Source organism: Oligoflexus tunisiensis, from assembly GCF_001748245.1.
GTDB classification, from domain to species: Bacteria; Bdellovibrionota_B; Oligoflexia; order Oligoflexales; family Oligoflexaceae; genus Oligoflexus; species Oligoflexus tunisiensis.
Map to the genome: position 1 here is coordinate 5,293,246 of NZ_BDFO01000001.1, position 18,522 is coordinate 5,311,767.

Here is an 18,522-nt window from a genome sequence, read left to right on the forward strand (position 1 = left end):
GCGGTTTGTAGCCAGAAATAAGGCGGAACGGAATCATGGGATGGGCTGATAGCAGCCGACCGTGCGACGCAGAACTTCAAAGCGACTTCGCAGTTCTCGCAAAGGATCACGCGAGCCTTTGACATCGAGTCGCATAAAAATTTCCCCATCAGGATTATCCACCTGAAGAAACGCAGCATCGGAAGCCGCCTCGGGACGACAGCGGCTGTCGCCTTCGCCATGTTCGGCTCCGGCTTCCAGAGCCGCCATCAGGCGACCGGCGAGGTCACAGGCTGTGGCCAGAAAACCGGTGCGTGCCTGGGAGAGCACACGGCCACTCGTTAGAATATTGCCCTGGATGGAATAGAGAAAGGAACCGCTCTCACCCTGAAGATCGTTGGCGTAAAAACCATTCATGGTTCCGGTGAAGCCGGCGCTAGTCCCATCAAAAGTCACCACCCCATACTGCCGATAGGAGGCGTAAGGATCGAAATCGGTCGCGCTCAGGGCGCGTATGATGACGTCGGCAGCATATCCCTGCTTCAGGAGTTCCGCTCCGTACTGCCGTCCGGATAGATTGGTATAAGCCTGAGCATGAATCGCGCCCACTCCCGGAACACTTTGATAAACCCGGCTGACAGAGGCCCCTGAAATACAGGACGTGGCCGCTCCACCGACCTGCCCTGTCTGCCGATCGACAGCTACAATGGAATATGTAGCCCACGCCGGCGCTGACAGGACCAGGCTTGCAAGGCTGATGAGAAAACGCAAACAGGGAGCGCGCATGGTAACTCCTTTTCTTTTGGCTTCTGCTAACAAAGCTGAAACGCTTCGTCAAACCAAAAGAGAGAGAGACACCAGGCGACTCAATATCATGAAGGCGAGGATGGTCGTTGATGGCCGCGCACCTGGGTCTTGTCACCGCTCAGAGGCGGGAAGGCGGTATGCTGGTGCCGGCCGCCCGGGATCAGGCGTTCCTTGAAATAGTCATAGACCAGGTGCAGAAGAGCGCCGCCGATGAATGCTTCAAAGAGGCCGTAGTAATGCGGAAGCGCGGCGAAGAGAGCATGACTTGCCATAAAACCGATCACGGTACCCAGGCCCACGTTGATCAGAACAGCCAGGGCCATGCGGCGACCGTAACGGTCATCAAAATACTTCCACAGAAAAACTTCAAAGAGCATCCGATGCAGAAGAACGCTGAGACTTAATTCGTCCGTGTGATGATGTTCCGTGACGATGACAGGCAGTTCCGAGCTGACCAGCGCGGACCCATCGATCATGGCATGGACAAAGAGAAAGATCTGGACCAGCACAAGAAAGAACCAGGATTTTTTATCAGGCTGGGAGAAGAAATAATCATCCCCAATACCGAGCATCAGCACACCGGCCACAGCGGCAACGATGGCACCCCAGCCATAGACGGCCAGGCTCTCGACGATAATATGAGTGACGATGGTATAGGTAATCCCGATGACCAGAAAGAAGGCCAGGATCCGGGACGCTTTGCGATAGCGCTGCACGGCCTGCACGATGACTGGCGTGAAGGCAAGCAGGAGAAGACTGGCCAGGAGGTAATTCATAAAGCCTTTCGATAGCTTGGATCTTCGGAACGATCCAAGGCCTTTCCGACTTCCTTGGACCTATCGGCATAAATACTAAAATTTACAATAAGAGGGCAGTCATTTCTCGGCCCTCGGGAGGGCAGGAATTAAAATATCCTGAGATTTTAGTCAAGTGGAAAGCCAATAAGGCGGACGGCGGGCCAAAAGGGGTGCCTCTATTCGCAAGAACTTGCAACAGAGGCCGCTCCCAAGTCCTGGAAAATTCTTACCTTAAGGGTAAAGAATCTGAGTCTGCCAGGGGTCCTGAGGATTCTGACGGGAGAAGACCAGCCGATCGTGCAAACGAAAAGGGCGATCGGTCCAGAATTCGATGCGACTCGGGATGATACGAAATCCTGACCAATGGGGCGGACGGGGAATGATCTGACCCTCGTAACGTTTGGTGACCATCGCGAGCCGTGCTTCGAACTCGGCGCGCTCCTTCATCGGTTGCGATTGCAGCGAGGCCCAGGCTCCGAGCTGACTTTCGCGCGGACGACTGGCAAAGTAGGCATCGGCCTCGGCATCAGAGACGCGTTCCACCGATCCGGCGACGCGCACCTGGCGCTTGAGCGGTTCCCAATGAAAACAGACGCTGGCCTGGGGATTCTCCAAAAGATCGCGCGCCTTGGCACTCGTCAGGTTGGTGTAAAAAACCAGACCGTCATGATCAAATTGCTTCATCAGCACCATGCGCACCGCCGGCATCAAATCGCGGGACGCAGTGGCCAAAGCCATGGCGGTGGGATCACGCACGGTTGAGGCTTTTGCCTCAGCAAACCAGGCGGCGAAAAGATTGATGGGATCCTGATGATTGCTGGCCATAGTTGGACATCTCCAGTTGACAGGGACGGTCACGCATGCGGTCTGGAGTATAATACAGGCCTTGGGCGAGGGCTAGGCGACTTGGCCCAGGCTGGATTTTTTCACGCGGAACAGTGGCATGAGCACGGCTCTGCTCATCGCTCCTGGCCATCAGAAGAATGGCCGGGATCCGAGAAAATTCCTCGTGCTGATGGAGCGTTTGCATAGCGCCGCATCCCGGCGACCTCATCAATCACCATTCAAGGGTTCTGCATGCACCGACTTCCTTTGACTTTCTTTGCCGTCCTGGGCGGCGCTTCGCTGGCGGGCCTTGGCCTGGCCTGGCTGATTAATGTCACACTGTTTGGTCGCCCCCATCATGTGCTCCTGCAGAGAATGGCAGAGACCGCTGCGGCTGGCATCAACTGCCAGGCTCCGCAGCAGTCTCCACTTTTTCATCGAAACGCTGCCGGCAATCCAAACACCGCGAATATGCATTACGCCTTGCGCGATGCCCAAGGACATCTTCTGGGACAGCTTGGACATGGACTGCCGGCCCCGCAGGAAAACCTTCCGGAACGCGGCCGCCTCGATAATCCTTTGCGACGGGAACGAATCGAAGTGCAGATTCCCAATGTCTGCGGCCGTGGCTGGACGCTCTGGGCTTGGGATCCCGAGAATGAAACCTATCGCCATCTGCTGCTCCCGCGGCAGATCATTCTCATGGCCTCCTGCAGCGGTGCCATCATATTTGTGGTGCTGCTCGCCTTTCTGTATATGCGACGCAAAGGGCAGGAAGCCCGTCAGGTCCTGGCCGGAATCAGTGCCGGTGCCCTGGGCAGTCGACTCGTTCAAAATTTTTGGGAACCCCGTCTGCAATTGATTGAGGAATTCAATCGCATGGCGCGCGCGGTGGAGGATTCCTTTGCGCGGCTGCACGAGCTTGAGGAAAAACGGGCCCGCCTGCTCAGCGAACTCGCTCATGATGTGCGCACACCCCTGGCGAGCCTACGAGCCGCGGCTGAAACCTTGAGTGAATTCCAGGCCAGCATGTCCCCGACCCAGCGCGAAGCCCTGCATCAAAACCTCCTGCTCGATGTCCTTTATTTTCAGAGCCTCATCGATGATCTTTTGGTCCTGGCGCAGATCGATCGCGTGGATGCGCCGCCTCCTCAACAGAGCAGCGACCTCCGCAGTATCCTGACGGCTCTTTGGTCCCGGATGCAGGATGCGTATCCCGACCGCGCATCCCACTGGGAATGGCCACCTGAAACGCCCGCATGCCTGATGGTTCCGGGTGACGAGCCTTTGTTGCGCCGGCTTTTGCAGAACACCCTGGAGAATGCCTTTCATTATGCTCAATCCTTCGTGCACGGTTCGCTGGTTCTGGAGCCGCAGCGCCTCGTCATCCACATTAGCAATGACACGCTCCCGCTGTCCGAGGCCGAGCTGCAGAATTGGGGGCATAAACGGCGGCATCGAATCATCACGGAAAAGGCCGGTCAGCCTCATACCAGCCTCGGCCTGGGCTCCTCCATCATTGTGGGTGTCAGTCGCCATTTGGGAGGCGCGGCCTGGATCGAACCCATTCATACAGATTCCAATGAATGCAGCCAGGTGCGTGTAATCATTGAACTCCCGAGGGTTGAAAAACACCCGTGAATTTCCACAATCTCGCCACAATTTGCGCCGATAGTGAATAGGAATGAGGGCGTGACGCCCGGTCCACCTGGAGGAGTCGGCATGGTGCCAAAGGCCGTAATCATGTATGCATTACCCATCTTTTTTCTGCTGATCGCCTGGGAATTTTACCTCTATCGTAAGAAAAAGCGGAGCTTTCCGTGGAAGGAAGGTCTCGTGTCGATGGTGATGGCTTTGGCCTATGCTCTGGTCAATACGCGGACCACCCCGATCCTGGCTACCGTCAATGAATGGATTTATAGTCTGCGCCTCTTTGATATCCCGGCTGACACCTGGTGGGGCCTGAGCCTTCTCTTTTTCGGCGAGGAACTGGCCTACTACTGGCTCCATCGCTGCTGTCATGAAATTCGCTGGCTTTGGGCTTCCCATGGCGTGCATCATTCCCCGAACACTCTCACTCTGTCCGGCGCCTATCGCCTGAGTTTCAGCGGCCCCATCACGGGTCTCTTCCTCTTCTTTCTTCCCCTTTTTCTGCTGGGCTTTTCGCCGGTGGCTGTGGCGGGCATGTTTGGAGTCAACCTCATCTATCAGTTCTGGCTGCACACCGATTGGATTCCCAAACTCGGCTGGTTTGAATACATCTTCAATACGCCGAGCCATCACCGTGTCCATCACGCCCTCAACGACGGCTGCCTGGATCGTAACTACGGCGGCGTGCTGATCATCTTTGATCGCATGTTTGGAACCTTTGCCGCGGAAAAGGACGGGGAAGCCTTGCGCTATGGATTGCTCGGGAAAGAACCCTCCCTGAATCCGTTCAAACTTTTCTTTCAGGAATGGGGCGCCCTGTTTCGCGATGTCGCGCACGCCCGGACCTGGCATGATCGTTTTTATCTGGCCTTTGGGCGTCCGGGATGGCAGCCTAAGGCGGACAAGGTTGCATCCCCGCTGCCCTTGAATCCGCGCAGTGGCAGCACCATGGAACGGGAAATACATGAATCACGTCCTGCTGGTTGAAGATGATAAACGACTGGGTGATAGCGTCCGCTCCAATCTGGAGCTGCGTGGCTACGGCGTGACTCTGTGCCGCACAGCCGCGAGCGCCCGCGAGGCTTTACTGCGGGAGAATTTCGCAGCCGGTGTCCTCGATATCGAACTGCCCGATGGGGATGGCATCGCCCTTTGTGAAGCGATGCGACTGCGGGATCCGGAGCTGCCGATCCTGATCATCACCGCCCGTTCGGACGAGAACACGGCCCTGGCCAGCCTCGGCGCCGGAGCTGATGATCACATCCGCAAACCCTTTGGTTTACGCGAACTCAGCCTGCGCCTTGAAAAACTGATCCAAAAAAGAAGTCGCCTGATCCCGACGCTGCAGCAGGGCGCCCTGGTCCTGGACCTGGATGAGAAAAAGGCCCTGCACCTGGGCCAGGACCTTGGTCTGTCCCGCAAGGAGTTTCTGCTTCTGCGTATATTTTTGGAAAACAGTGGTCGCCTTCTGACCCGGGCCCAGCTCCTGAATGCCATGGAAGGCGAGGACATGCTGCAGGACCGCACCATCGATTCGCACATTTCGCATCTCCGTAAGAAATTACAGCAGGGAGATTGCGATACGATTTCCATTGGTTCCGTTTATGGGGAAGGCTATCGCCTCGTGCTCAAGGAATCCTGCCCTCAAGTATAGAAAAATCAATTTTTGCAGCTTTGTATAAATTCGCCTCCAGAAAATCTTGAATCTTTCCTGTAAAGTCCTTTTTTTTAAGGTTTAAACGCAAGCCTTTCCGCAACGAAATTTTTTTCTCACAGTTCGAATTTCCAGCTCCGAAAAATGAATATAAGTATTCAGCAGCGCCGGCACCTCAGGGTAGGGCCCGCGCAGTAGAGGAGACCATCATGAACCAGATTTATTCCCGCTTTTGTTGGACGCTTGGGCTGACGCTCACGCTCGCCGCCTGCGGTGATCCTACTCAATTTAATGAATTGACCATTGGCGAACCCATTCCGGCGGAAACCCCGGAAATGAGCAACGTGCCCGAGATCAGTGCAGGCGATCAAGACAATCCCAGCACGACCTATTCCGGTGAAGAGGAGGCGCCCACTCCGACCGCGGAAAACGAGCGGCAGGACGAGGACCTTGCGCCTTCGGAAACGCCACCCCCAGCGGAAACGCCGCCTCCAGCGGAGACGCCAGCGCCTGAGGCCCCGCTTTTTACCGACTGCGAGGACAGTCCTGAAAAAGGGATCGTGGCCGATCTTTATGAACTGCCGGTCGATACCAGCCGTCTGCCGGATTTCAGCAGCCTGAGCTCGCTCCGTACGGTCTGCCTTTCCCAGTTGAATATCGTGGACCGTCAGTTCTCGGAAGGATTCCCGGGCGTCGAAGGCTTGTTTGAATGGTTTGCGCTCGACATGCAGTTCCAGGTGAACGTGCCCAGGAATGGCACCTATGAATTCAGTCTGGTCTCGGATGATGGGGCTATTCTTTGGATCGATGGCGCCAAGGTCATCGACAATGATGGGCTGCATGCGGTAACGGAGAAGAAAGCTAAAATCTATCTGACGGCCGGAACCCATGTCTTCCGTGTGGCTTACTATCAGGGCCCACGCTGGCGCATCGCACTGGAACTTTTCTGGAAGGTTCCGGGCAGCAGCACCCGCGTTCATATTCCGGCCAGTGCGATCAGTCGATTGGATTAGGCTAGAGCTGTCCGCTGAAATCAAACAGAAAGCCTGGTCGGGTATCGACCTCGTTATCAATCTTGCGATACAGCACGCCGAGCAGGGAGAATTCCAAAAACGTGATGGGCTGCTTGCCCACCACGTCCCCGCCAATCGGGAGAACGAGGCCGGCTCCTGAAGCCAGCACGCGATGATCCGGCTCCATGAGACGGCCTCCATCCGCGAAGACCTTGAACAGGGAACGGCGTGGCAGAACCAGGAAATTCGCCGGCAGCGGCAGACGCAAGGGGGTGGACACATCCGTCGACCAGGTCTGCAGACGACCGGCCAGCGGCAGACGCGGATGATCCAGACGCAGCCGTGCCTCCTCAACATCCTGGGACTGGAACAGGCCCCCGCGTGGCACGAGGCCTTCCCGCTTGGACACACCGGTAAAGACCTGCCCCTGCCAGCGCAGGCTTGGGATTTCACAGTGGGCCGCCAGCAGACCGACACTCCGCTCATAACTGAAGTCCCCGCTCGGGACCCAGCTGCTGATCGCATGGTCCGCGAGCAGACGCCAGCCGCAGGTTCGCCTTTTTTCCCCGTGCAAGACCACACCCAGACTCGAAGCCAGATGGCTTTCATCGCGATTCCCCAGCGTTTGCTTCAAACGCTGGCGGGTATAAATATCAAGCCAGGGCAGACCCTTGATCAAAGGGCGGCGGGAAACGGTTAAACTCGTCTCGCGTTCACCCGGCAGCGTGCGATCATCATCCTGTGAAATGCGCAGATGCAGTTTCAAGGAATGCTCCGGCTTGTACGAATCCCACTGCAAACGAAACCCGGTTTTTCCGGTCCCCGGCTGATAGACCAGCAGACCAGCGATGCCTGTGCCGACATAGCGAAAGAGCTGCCAGCCGAGCTGCAGGGACAGCTCATTGCCGGGCAGCTTTTGCAGAAAAGGAGCCCATACTATGGTATAGGCATCATCCGCCAGCGTGCGCGCGGTGCCTGGGAAAAAATTCAGATCGGTCCACTGGCTGCTGTTGTTGTAGCGATCGCTATCAAAGATGCTGCGATCAGGATCGATGTTCACCCAATCCACCTGACGATAGGGAACAGGAAAGACGATGGGACGCTCCACATCCTTCGGTTGAATATGTCGGACGACACGCTTCCCATCCTTGGTTTGCAGAACCACATCGACCGGAATCGCCAGCTCATTGGAAAAATCCACGCGGACGGCGGTGGCGGCTCCATCCTCCGCGGCATCGACGCTGGCAAGACGCGCGTCAGGCCAGACATCACTTTGCCAGTAACGCAGCAGGAGGGGGGCCAGGGTTTCCGGAAATCGTGACCGCAGAAGATTGAGCACATTCTCCGGCGTCAAGGGACGCTCGGTCGCCTGTCCGACGATTTCCCGCAGGAGGCGTGAGAATTCCTTGCGGCCCATTTCCTTGAGCAGAACCCGCAGCGCCTGGCTGCCCCGGACAAAGGCATAGGGCGGACGCTGCAGCATATCGTCCATCGATTTTTGATTTTCATCGACGAGTGCATTGTGCGATTGCAGAAGACTCAGCGTGGCCGCGAGTAGGTCCTGTGTCTGGGTGAAGTTCAAAAGAAACCAGGCTTCCGTCTCGTCATCGGAGGCAAAGAGATTGCCATACTGTTCGGAGTCCTTGAGATAGAGGAGCCCCAGACTTTCCGAAAGACTTTGCGTCAGCCATATATCCTGCAGGCGTCCGACCCGCACGAGATAACCAAACCATTGTTCGGCCAGCACCTTGTTCAACTGCCAGATCTTCCAATTGAGCACATCCTCCTGCAGCGTGCGCATGATCGCCTGCTGCGGGCGATTGATCAGAATCAGACCGGCCACGCTAATCGGTTCGTATTCCTCGCTTTCAATGAGGAGCAGATCCTCCGTGGGCCAGCGGCCGATGACCGCATAATGTTCCCGCAGAATGGTTTTGACTGGTCTTTGCAGGCGCAGAAAGGGTTCCGATTGGGCCAGAAAACGAAGGCGCAGGCCATCGATTTCCGTTTCATGCACCTTGCCGCCGTGATGGAGCACCACATAAAAATCGCGGCCCTGATAGTGGATCGCGGCATCTGTTCCATGTCCAGGATTCAGCTGGGACCAGCCATCCGGAAGCTGCATGGTCACTTCAAAGCGGGACGCGCTCGGCAGATCCGGGAACTCCTCAGGACCAAGTTCGGGACATTCAGGCAGAACACGCGGATAAAAATCGCTCAGGATGCGGGGACGATCGGGGCGATCCTTCCAGCCCGGTATGCGCAGAGTATAACCGAGTTTCAAGAGACCCCTCTGTTCCAGCTTCGGCACGCGCCAGTAGCCCGACCGCACCTCCTCCAGAAGCTCAGGCTTTTCCCATTGCAGGGCCGCATCCACCCGCGAGGCCTGATCACGAAGAGAATGACCGGTGAGCGATTGCAACTCCGCGGAGCGCCGGAAGGCAGGATCTTCCAGAGGAATATAGAGACAGGCGCCTGGTTTGAGTTCGGGGTCCGCGATCAGCATGCGGACGCGCGCATCCGACTCATAACGCAGATCCGATTCCTGAACCGTGATGTGAATGCGATAGGAAACCACAGAGCTTTCCAAGGCCAGAACCGGATCGGCATGGGAATGCAGGCAAAGGAGGAGGAAAAGGCGAATCCATTTCATCACGTTGGGATGTCTCTCTGGAGGCTTAAAGTTGAGCTTCCATTGTACCCGTTTCCTCGCTAGGATGGGAGCCATAAACCACAGGAGATCTGCATGCAGAGCCGTCCCAGCGAGACGCGGGCGCACGACGTTCTCAATACTTTCTTGATGATTCAATGTCTTCTTTTTTTATTGCCTTTGTTCAGCGCCTGGCTGCACCCGGTTTTGCTCGGCAACGTGCGTAATTCGCAGATCCTGGCGGTCCTCGTTTTGCTGGGGATCGTGATCCAGAGGCGTCTGCGGCTCAGCGAACTGCTCGCCTGGCGTTGCAGTCCCAAGTTATGGAATGCACTGGCTCTGGCCAGCCTTCTGTCGTTTTTAGCAACTGGTGTGACGCACTATCTTGGGCTGCGCTTGAATGGCGAGGATTTTAGCATTTTTGATTGGATGCTCTTCAATACCAACCATCGCGAATTCATGACCAGCCCGATCTGCAATATGGCCAAACCCTTGGATGTGTGTCATCACTTCGCGATTCATCCCACTTATATCATGATTCCTCTGGCGCTTCTGCATCGAATCTTTGAACAGCCGCTGTTTCTGATCGTCCTGCACAGCCTCGCGCTTTGGTCCGCGATCATCCCCCTGCGGGCTCTTGCCCGGCGTTTTCTGCAGCACGATGTCCTGGTGGTGGCGGTGCTGCTGGCTTATCTTGGCAACTGCTATGTGGGTTCCATTCTGAATCACGGCTTTCATGTCGAGGTCTTTTTCGTGCCCTTCGGTTTGGCTCTGCTGCAGGCCTGGGTGGAGCAGCGTCGCAGCTGGTGGATCTGGTTCCTGCTCTTTCTGTCGGTGAAAGAGGACGGAGCTCTTTATATGATGGCGCTGGGGCTCGGGCAGTTTATTCTGCGTCAGCACGATAGGCGTTCCTATACGCTGATGGCTGTGAGTGCCCTGGTCCTTTATCTGAATCTGGCCTGGGTGCAGCCTTATTTTTTGCGCGTGACGGGCGCTGAGGTTCCCTCCTATTTGCGCTTTTGGGGACACCTCGGCAGCAGCAAACAGGAGATCATTCAGCACATCATCACGCAGCCTCTGGACACGATCACAATGGTTTTGAAGTCGCACTGGTATATCCTCTTCGGCAGTCTCCTCTTCATTCCGCTTTTGAGTCCGCTGGCTCTGGCCGCCATGGCTCCGGCTCTTTTAATCTATGGGCTTTCCAATATTTCGCATATGCGTGAATACGCGACCTACTATTCCGCGCCGCTGATTCCCTTTCTGTTTTATGGCCTCGTCCGCGGCGGTCAGTGGCTCCTGGAAAGAAATGTTCGCATGGCTCCGGGACTGATGCTGGTGGCCTGTCTCCTCTTTGCCTTGACCGGCGGGGGTTATCAGAAGTTTCCGCTCATCGCCTTTCAAGCCCTGCGCGATCTGCAGGAGGCACGCAATTTTCTCTGGAATCATTCCCGTCCCTTGATCTGTGCCCAAACACTGCTTTATCCGCATCTGCCTTATGAGTGGCGCATTCAGCCGCTGTCACCGGAATGCATGCGGCAGCCGCGGGCCCTGACCATCTTTTTGAGCAATCGACGTTTTGATTCGTACCCGCTCGGCGCCCGTGAATTTTTCGCGTTGCGGCAGCATATTCCCGGCCTGCGACGCGTCAAGTCCTGGTCATCCGGCCTGGAAATTTATCAGCGGGAGCCTTGAGTGAAAAGAGTCCGTCTTATCGGACTCTCTGTTTGGGTTGCGATGCCAGAGCCAAAGCCTGGTTGATCTGAATCCGTAGCTGTTCCGGCGTTCCGGAGAATGAGGAAGCCCCAAGAGCCATCGCTTCGCCCGGCATGCCGTAGACCACCGAACTCGCCTCATCCTGGGTCATCGTCATGGCGCCAGCTTTTTTCAGCTGCAAAAGCCCACGCGCTCCATCCTTTCCCATGCCGGTCAGGATAATCGCCATGACATGTTCCGGATCCTTCAAATGCAAAGCGGATTGAAAAAGAAAATCAACGGCCGGGCGCACACTATGCTGCGGTGGTGCCGTGCTGGTATCCAGCTGAAGGGAGCCGCCACGCATTTTCAGCCCAATATGATAGTCATCCCAGGCCATATAAAGATGTCCTGGCAAAACCTCATGCCCGGACACAGGCTGCCCCAGCTGAAGGCCGGAGACCTGAGCCAGACGTTCGGCAAAGGATTTGGCAAAGGTGTTGGCGATATGCTGAACGACCAGCACCGGGGGACAGGGTCGCGGCATATCTTTCAAGAGACGCAGCAAGGCTTCGGTGCCGCCCGTGCTGGCGCCGATTAAAATCAATTTGGGAAGGCGGAGCACAGGACGTCCGGAAATTTCCCGCGCCGGGCTGTTGCGTGTCGGTTGGCTCTGGGCTTTGTTCAGGAGAGCGATGAGCTGGTCAACCACTGCATCCGGTGTACTGATAATGCGACGCTTGTCGACAAAATCCTGCGCACCATGTTCCAGGGCGCCGAGGGCCAGCAGGGCTTCCGAACCTGAGTTGCTGCCGATCACCACGACCGAAGCCAGCGCTCCCTTCCGTCTTTGGTCCTCGACCCAATGATTGTGATCCCGCGCGGTCAGCGTGAGATCAATGACCGCCTGATCAAATTTGCTTTTGCGCAGAAGACTGGACGCTTCGATCAGGCTCGTGACCCCTGCGACCTCACAGTCCTTGCTTTCAAAGGCTCGACGCAAAGCCATCTTGGCAATCGGGGAATCATCGATGATGAGAATTCTGGGTCGCGGCCGGGATGCCGACCCCTGCGCCGGATTTCGGGGCTCAATGGTTCGATCGAGCTGATAGGTGGCATTGCCGAAACTTTTGAGCCCAAAAATCTTGGCATCGATGCCTTCACTGTGTCCCAGAAAGAGCGTGCCCTGGGGCAGCAGGAGACGCAGGAGTTGATGAACGATTTTTTCCACCTGATCCCTTGTAAAATAGATCAAAACATTCCGGCAGAAAACCACATGAAAGCGCCGATCCTGTTGGGTCGGAACCGCTTCCAGGGATACCTTCTGAAACTGACAGCGTTGCCGAATGTTTTTGTTGAGAGTAAAAAGGTGTTCCGTGTGACCGCGACCAGGGCGCAGGTGGCGCTGATATTCGGCCGGAATCTGTTGCATGGCCGTTCGATCATAAACGGCGCGAACGGCCTTATCAAGGCTCACCGGATCGATGTCCCAGCCCTCAATCATGTATTCGAAATGCGGATGGAGTTCACGCAAGGGCTCCAGGACCATGCCCACAGTATAAGCTTCCTCACCGCTGGAGCAGGCCGCGGAAAGAACCCGGAAGACGGTCCTGCTGGGTTGATCACGCATCAGCTCGGCATGCTTCCGGGCGATCTCCCGCAGGCGTTCAAAATGCGGAGCCTCGCGGAACCAGCTGGTGGTATGAATGGTGAGCGCGGAGACGAGTTCGGCAAATTCCGGTTCGGAATCACGGGCCAGAGCGAGGTATTCTCGCAGATCGTCGACACCATGGAGGCGCATGCGGCGCAAAAGGTTGACAAAGCAGGTTTCCAGTCGGGCCATCGAATCCGGACGGGATCCTGTCAGTCGAAAGCAAAGCTCCTCGAGCAGCGCACGATCCTTGGGTCCGAGGCTTTTGATCATGTCACGCCTGGCTCCTTGAAAGGTTCATGCAGAAGGTCGATCAGCGAAACGATGGGCAGGATTCGATCCTCATGCCAGATCACACCCAAATAGCCTTCCTCCGGAACGGAGCCGGCCACCGGCTGATCCTCGCGAATTTCGCCAGGATCCACGGTGATGGCGGATTCCACAGCGCTGACCAGGGCGCCGAGTGAGGTGCCCTCCTCTTCAAAAATCAGGAGCACACCCGGATCGGCGACCACACTGGACGGCATTCCAAAGCGCAGACCCAGGTCAATCACCCCGATGATCTGTCCCCGCAGATTAGCCAGACCTAAAAAATAGGCGTGATCATTGGGAACAAAACAATAGGGCAAGGGATCCACAATTTCCTTGATGGACAAGAGCGGTGAAGCAAACGATTCGGAGCCCACCCGATAGACGATAAAACGAGCCTGCTCCAGATCCGCGGCGGCGGCCTGCTCGCCCCTCATACCGCCTCCTTGAAGGACTCATCATCACCGGATACGGAAGGGTTGTTGGCCGCGCCTGATGGGGCATCATGGCTCTGCCCCTTACGCGAGAGCGTGTCGAGCAGGCTCGCATCATCCACATTGTCCGTTTTTTTCCGCAGGGTCTTCACCGGCTCGGGGCGCCCCGGGAGGCCATCCAATCCCGTTGGCATCGTATTATGCATAAGATCATCCGTGCGCTTTTGCAGACTGGCCTCCATGGCTTTGACACCGAACACCAGTTGAGCGACGGAGCGCGCAATCACGGTCAGTTTATGGCTTTGACCCGCCAGCTGATCGGAAAGCTGCGCCGCGAGATGGGCGGCCTTGTTATTCGATTGCGTGGTCTGATCCATCTGCACCATCGCCTTGGAAATCTGTTCGATGCCGAGCTGCTGTTCCCGAGCGGCCTCGGTGACACTTTCCACCTGGGTGGAAATCATGGAAATATCCTTGGCGATTTCGCTGAAGATCTGCTGCGCCTGCTCGGTGACGGACTTGCCTTCAGTCACACGCTCCAGTGTGGTTTTCAGAATATGCGCGACCTGCTTCTGGCTGTCCTCGATCAACTCCCGGATACTCTTGGCTGCGTTCCCGCTGGTCTGGGCCAAGTTGCCAACCTCTTCCGCCACAACCGCAAAACCGCGACCATGCTGACCGGCGCGGGCCGCTTCGATGGAGGCGTTGAACGACAGCAGCTGGGTTTTTCCAACGATTTCATTGATGACATTGGTCTTGGTGGAAATCTCGCTGATGATATTGGAGATATTCTGCAACTGCGAATTGGCCTCATGAATCGATTCCATCGACATCACCAGTCGTTCCATGACCGAACAGCCATCGTCCGCACGTACCGTCACCTTATGAGCGAGTTCCTGGGACATCAGCGCTTGGCTCGAACTGCGGGCGATCATGCTGGCAATTTCTGACATCGAGGCGCCCGTTTCCTGAATGGCTGCAGCCTGCTCCGTTGAACCGGAGGAGACCATCGAGGAGGCGGATGCGAGCTGAGCGCTCGAGGCATTGGCGCCTTCCGCTTCAGTTTCCAGTTTATCGACCGCCTGCGTGAACGAGCGGCTGAGTTTGTGCACGGTGAAGAGGGCCAGAAGCGCCGGTGGCATCCAGGCCAGCACCGCCAGAACCAGAGCCCAGAACCTTTCCCATTTAAAATGGTTCATGCGGGCCTCAACCAGCTTTTCCAGATCTTCCGCCGCCTTGCTCCAGAAGATATAGGACTGATCCAGCGCTTCATTGGCACTGGCCAGCAGCACAGGCTCCACATTCAGCGGAAACTCGCCCGGTCTTTGTGCGAGCAGGCGATTCAGCTGATGAATCATCTTGTCCATGGAATTTGTGAATTCCTTGAGTTTGATGGGCAGTTCCCTTTGCAAGGACGGCAGGTTTCCATAGAATTTTTTATCCTCGTTCACCGAGGTCTGAACATCCACCCCGATACGGGCGACTGTATCACGGAGCTGAAAGATATAATTGGCCAGTTGCAGTTGAACATCGCGATGGATGTCCTGATCCCAGCGATGTGACTGAATGAAGTTGACCGTTTGCTGCATGAGATCGATCAGCTTGGGCAGGGCCAGAAGTGTGATGTCCATCATGTAATAGCTATCAAGGTCCGGGTCAAGGATCAGATTGGAGCTGTCGCCCACATGCGTGATGGCATTCAGGACATCGGTCACCAGACGATCATGGCGATTCAGAACCTCTTCAAGGTTGGCCTGATCGTAAGTATCGAGCAGCCCCTGCCAGTTCGTTTTCATAATCTGGGGACTGGAGTTGATGCGCTTGCGCGCTCCCAGCTCCTGGTCACTCATGGCCAGGTCGCTGCCGAAAAGGGCATCGACTTCCTCAAGGTTGCCAAAGTCGCTTTCGATTTGATTGCGTACCGCCGCCAGCCGTTCCTGGCTGCCAGGCTCGCTTTTCAGAACGGAACGGCTCAGGGATTTATGCTGCCCGAGGTGCAGGAGCAGGTTCATGAGGGGGCGTTGAAATTCCAGACCCATGTTTTCCTTGCCGCTGAAAACGAGCTGGGCATTTTTTTCCTTCACGAGAAAAAAGACCAGCACGGCACAGGGCAATAGATAGGCAAGGTTCGCCAGCATGAGTTTTTGCGAGAAGGACCATCTCGATGCGAAAGTCATGACACCTCCAAAAGATTCCCGCCTGAGCGCGTGGGATGCGCCTGCATGCGAAGATTTTCTTCCCAAAGTCGAACGGTCTGCAAAAGATCCAGCATCGGAATAGGCTTGCCGTTGTGCATACCCGTTCCCAGATATCCATACAAACGTGGAACTATGTCCTGATGCTTCTCAATGATGGGTTTGTCCATGGCCTCAAGATTCACGACGGCACAGACCCGATTCACCCGGACCGCAAAAAAAGTGTTGCCGTCATCCAGAACGATGTCAGTGGTCCGTTCCTCCGCCGTCGCCGGCAGTTCAAAGAGAGCGCCCGGATCATAGACAGCCAACAAAACCCCGCGGATATTCACGCAACCGAGCAGATGCGGAGCGCCGCCCACCATCGCCTCACAGGGCAGATCGCGGACAATTTCCTTGACGGAAAGCAGAGGCACGGCAAATTCCCGACCGTGCGTTTCAAAGATGAGAAAGCGGCTTTCGATGGCATCCAGACGATCATGTCCGTGAGGATCGGCCAGGGAGCGTTCGTCGGCAGGATTGTTGCGCGAGCGATTCACGCGATCAAAATGCCGGGAAACCAGCGCCGGCAGATTCAGGATCACGCAGGGATCGCCATCGCCAAGGATGGTTCCGCCGGTGTAGCCAGGGATGTTGGCAATCAGGGTCGGCAGGCGCCGGACGGTGACGGGCTGCTGGCCGAGGATGGTGTCCACTTCAAACGCCAGAGCTTCCGTGCCGCCGCGAATGATCAGGGCGGGCCGCATGCTGGTGGCTTCCGCGAGTGGCGGCTGGGGCACACCCGGAAGATGCTCGCGCAGGCATTCCACGGGAATCAATTGATCGCGCAAGGTCAGGAGTCGCCCGAAACCGGAAATGGCTTCGATGCGGGATTGTCGGGCGTTGATGATTTCGGCCACGTCCTGCACCGGAATCGCGTAACGACTGCCAGCGATCGCAATGATCAGGGCATCGATAATGGACAGCGTGGCCGGCAGGGAGATCGCAAAGGTGGTGCCGAGATTGGGCTGACTGGAGACGTGAATGGAACCGCCGATGGTTTCGACTGAATTCTTGACGACATCCATGCCCACACCGCGACCGGAGATATCGGTGACTTTTTCCGCCGTGGACAGACCGGCATGAAAAATCAGTCGATGAATATCCTGGGACGCAAGGTCTGCGTCAGGGCGTACAATGCCGCGTTCCAGAGCTTTTTTCAGAATTCTTTCGGTATTCAGGCCGCGGCCATCATCCGACACGGTGATCATAACCCCGCTGGTTTCCTGCACCGCCTCGATACGGAGCGTTGCCGCTTCCTTTTTATTGTTCTGCAGACGTTCGGCCGGGGTTTCGATCCCATGGTCGATGGCATTCCGAATCACATGGGTCATGGCATCCGCGATGCGTTCGATCACGGTGCGATCGACTTCCACATGATCACCGCGAATGAGGACCTCAATCTTTTTTTCCTGCGAACGGGCCAAATCCCGGCCTGTGCGTTCGAGACGCTGAAAGAGGCTCTGCAGAGGCTGCAGACGCAGCGAGAGAGCGAGACCCTGCAGGTCCTTGGCAATCTTCTGAATGAGCTGGACGGCGTTGTCACAACTTTTGCTTTGCAAAAGTCCATTCAGGCGTCCGTGCCAGACGATGGCTTGTTGCGTGGACAGCTCCCCAACCAGCTGGATCAGCTGATCGAGTTTCACGGCGGCTACGCGCAGACTTTCCTGGGATTTGGGTGTCGCAGCTGGAGTTGGACTTGCAGATGGCGTGGCGATCGCAGCCGGCGTGCTGACTGCGTCCGACGCTGTCCCGCTGGCGGGAGACGGTTCTGAGACCGGACCCTGCAGGGATTGAAGCAGAAGTTCCGCGCCGCTCGGCACAGGGTCCTCGGGCATGGATATCGCATCCGGTGCCGCCTCCACGATTTCGCTGGCGGCGCCGACGGACGCTGCTTCCCCCATGATGTCCTGAACGGACTGAACGATGCCCTGAATGGCCTCGACCGGATGCCAGGCCTGACCTTTTTTGAGGTGATCGATCCAGACTGTGAGGATGGAATGCGTGCTCAGGAAAACTTTCAGAATGGTGGCGCTGCTTTCGATCTGGTAATTCAGGACTCGCGAGATGAGATCCTCGACCTTGTGCACCAGTTCATTGAATTCCGCCAGGCCCACGGCCCCACTGCCGCTTTTCAAATTATGAGCCGCACGATAGAGCTCCTCGCGGGCTTCGCGGGAATTATCGCGCTCGAGATCCAGGCAGGCCTTTTCCCAAACATTGAGCGCATCCATGGCCTCGTCCAGGAAGAAATTCAGGAATTCATTGAAAGCATCAGCCATGGTGGGTCCGTTTTATGAAGCTTTGGCCTTGGGTTTATTCAACTTTTCATAGGTTTGGGTCAGCTTTTGCTTCATTTGGTCGACGGTAAAGGGCTTGATGATATAGTTGTCGACGCCCGACTCCACGGCCTCGACGATGTTCTGCCTCTCCGCTTCGGCCGTGAGCATAATGAAGGGAACTCCCTGGCCCCAAGGCTCGGCACGGACCTTTTTCAGAAGCTCGATGCCCTTCATCTTCGGCATGTTCCAGTCGCTGATGATCATTTGAAAAGGCTCGCGACGATCCTTAGCCTGCGTCAGTGCCGTCCAGGCCCCTGTTCCATCACTGGCTTCCGTCAGTTTCTTAAAATCCAGTGTATTGAGTGCCTGGCGGACCATCGCCCGAAACATATTCATATCGTCGACGATCAAGATTCTCGTGTCCCTTGCGAACATGAGGAAAACCTCCCAAAAGAGCCAGGAAATTGGCTTGGATTTAGTTTGACAACCTGACGGCCGACCGCATAGGAACCGCACTCGGTAGAATTTTCATGGCGGGCTCT

At 56.3% G+C, this 18,522-nt stretch carries 14 protein-coding genes; 5 read left to right on the forward strand and 9 right to left on the reverse strand.

Going from position 1 to position 18,522, the window contains the following annotated elements:
• Positions 1-33: 33 nt before the first annotated feature.
• The 3 genes from OLTU_RS21805 to pdxH form a co-directional block, all read right to left on the reverse strand.
• Positions 34-765, reverse strand: coding sequence for a DUF1028 domain-containing protein (locus OLTU_RS21805; protein WP_141734865.1), 732 nt, complete (start codon positions 763-765; stop codon positions 34-36).
• 86 nt (positions 766-851) lie between these two features.
• Entirely contained in the window at positions 852-1,562 is a 711-nt protein-coding gene (locus OLTU_RS21810; protein WP_141734866.1) for a hypothetical protein, read from the reverse strand.
• 252 nt (positions 1,563-1,814) lie between these two features.
• A complete protein-coding gene (pdxH, locus tag OLTU_RS21815; RefSeq protein ID WP_141734867.1) occupies positions 1,815-2,408 on the reverse strand; it encodes a pyridoxamine 5'-phosphate oxidase in 594 nt (197 codons plus the stop codon).
• 252 nt (positions 2,409-2,660) lie between these two features.
• On the opposite strand from pdxH, the gene OLTU_RS21820 reads away from it, so the two are divergent.
• From OLTU_RS21820 to OLTU_RS21835, 4 genes are all read left to right on the forward strand, one after another.
• On the forward strand, positions 2,661-4,049 hold the full coding sequence (locus OLTU_RS21820; RefSeq protein ID WP_141734868.1) for a sensor histidine kinase: 1,389 nt from the start codon (positions 2,661-2,663) through the stop codon (positions 4,047-4,049).
• Positions 4,050-4,130: 81 nt separating this feature from the next.
• Positions 4,131-5,045, forward strand: a complete 915-nt coding sequence (locus OLTU_RS21825) for a sterol desaturase family protein (RefSeq protein WP_141734869.1) — start codon at positions 4,131-4,133, stop codon at positions 5,043-5,045.
• Positions 5,023-5,712, forward strand: a complete 690-nt coding sequence (locus OLTU_RS21830) for a response regulator transcription factor (RefSeq protein ID WP_141734870.1) — start codon at positions 5,023-5,025, stop codon at positions 5,710-5,712. The genes OLTU_RS21825 and OLTU_RS21830 overlap by 23 nt, the downstream gene beginning before the upstream one ends.
• A gap of 209 nt (positions 5,713-5,921) precedes the next feature.
• Positions 5,922-6,725 (forward strand): PA14 domain-containing protein, encoded by an 804-nt coding sequence (locus tag OLTU_RS21835; protein ID WP_141734871.1) that lies wholly within the window; start codon positions 5,922-5,924, stop codon positions 6,723-6,725.
• 1 nt (position 6,726) lies between these two features.
• On the opposite strand, the gene OLTU_RS21840 is transcribed toward OLTU_RS21835, so the two are convergent.
• On the reverse strand, positions 6,727-9,378 hold the full coding sequence (locus OLTU_RS21840; RefSeq protein ID WP_218110183.1) for a hypothetical protein: 2,652 nt from the start codon (positions 9,376-9,378) through the stop codon (positions 6,727-6,729).
• Between the two features lie 93 nt (positions 9,379-9,471).
• Here OLTU_RS21840 and OLTU_RS21845 point away from each other — a divergent pair, with 93 nt between their 5' ends.
• The gene (locus OLTU_RS21845) at positions 9,472-11,070 is read left to right on the forward strand and encodes a DUF2079 domain-containing protein (RefSeq protein ID WP_141734873.1); all 1,599 of its coding nucleotides are present in this window, start codon (positions 9,472-9,474) and stop codon (positions 11,068-11,070) included.
• A 16-nt stretch (positions 11,071-11,086) separates the two neighbouring features.
• Here the strand turns inward: OLTU_RS21845 and OLTU_RS21850 are convergent, their stop codons facing one another.
• Genes OLTU_RS21850 through OLTU_RS21870 form a run of 5 tightly spaced genes read right to left on the reverse strand, consistent with a single transcriptional unit; the run spans position 11,087 to position 18,415 of the window.
• Entirely contained in the window at positions 11,087-12,994 is a 1,908-nt protein-coding gene (locus tag OLTU_RS21850) for a chemotaxis protein CheB (protein ID WP_141734874.1), read from the reverse strand.
• On the reverse strand, positions 12,991-13,467 hold the full coding sequence (locus OLTU_RS21855) for a chemotaxis protein CheW (protein ID WP_141734875.1): 477 nt from the start codon (positions 13,465-13,467) through the stop codon (positions 12,991-12,993). Before OLTU_RS21855 ends, OLTU_RS21850 begins: the two co-directional genes overlap by 4 nt.
• Complete coding sequence (locus tag OLTU_RS21860; protein ID WP_141734876.1) at positions 13,464-15,641, reverse strand: methyl-accepting chemotaxis protein; 2,178 nt, start codon at positions 15,639-15,641, stop codon at positions 13,464-13,466. Before OLTU_RS21860 ends, OLTU_RS21855 begins: the two co-directional genes overlap by 4 nt.
• Positions 15,638-17,980: a chemotaxis protein CheW gene (locus OLTU_RS21865; protein WP_141734877.1), complete on the reverse strand. Its 2,343-nt coding sequence runs from the start codon at positions 17,978-17,980 to the stop codon at positions 15,638-15,640. Before OLTU_RS21865 ends, OLTU_RS21860 begins: the two co-directional genes overlap by 4 nt.
• Before the next feature lie 12 nt (positions 17,981-17,992).
• A complete protein-coding gene (locus OLTU_RS21870; RefSeq protein WP_141734878.1) occupies positions 17,993-18,415 on the reverse strand; it encodes a response regulator in 423 nt (140 codons plus the stop codon).
• Between the last annotated feature and the right edge of the window lie 107 nt (positions 18,416-18,522).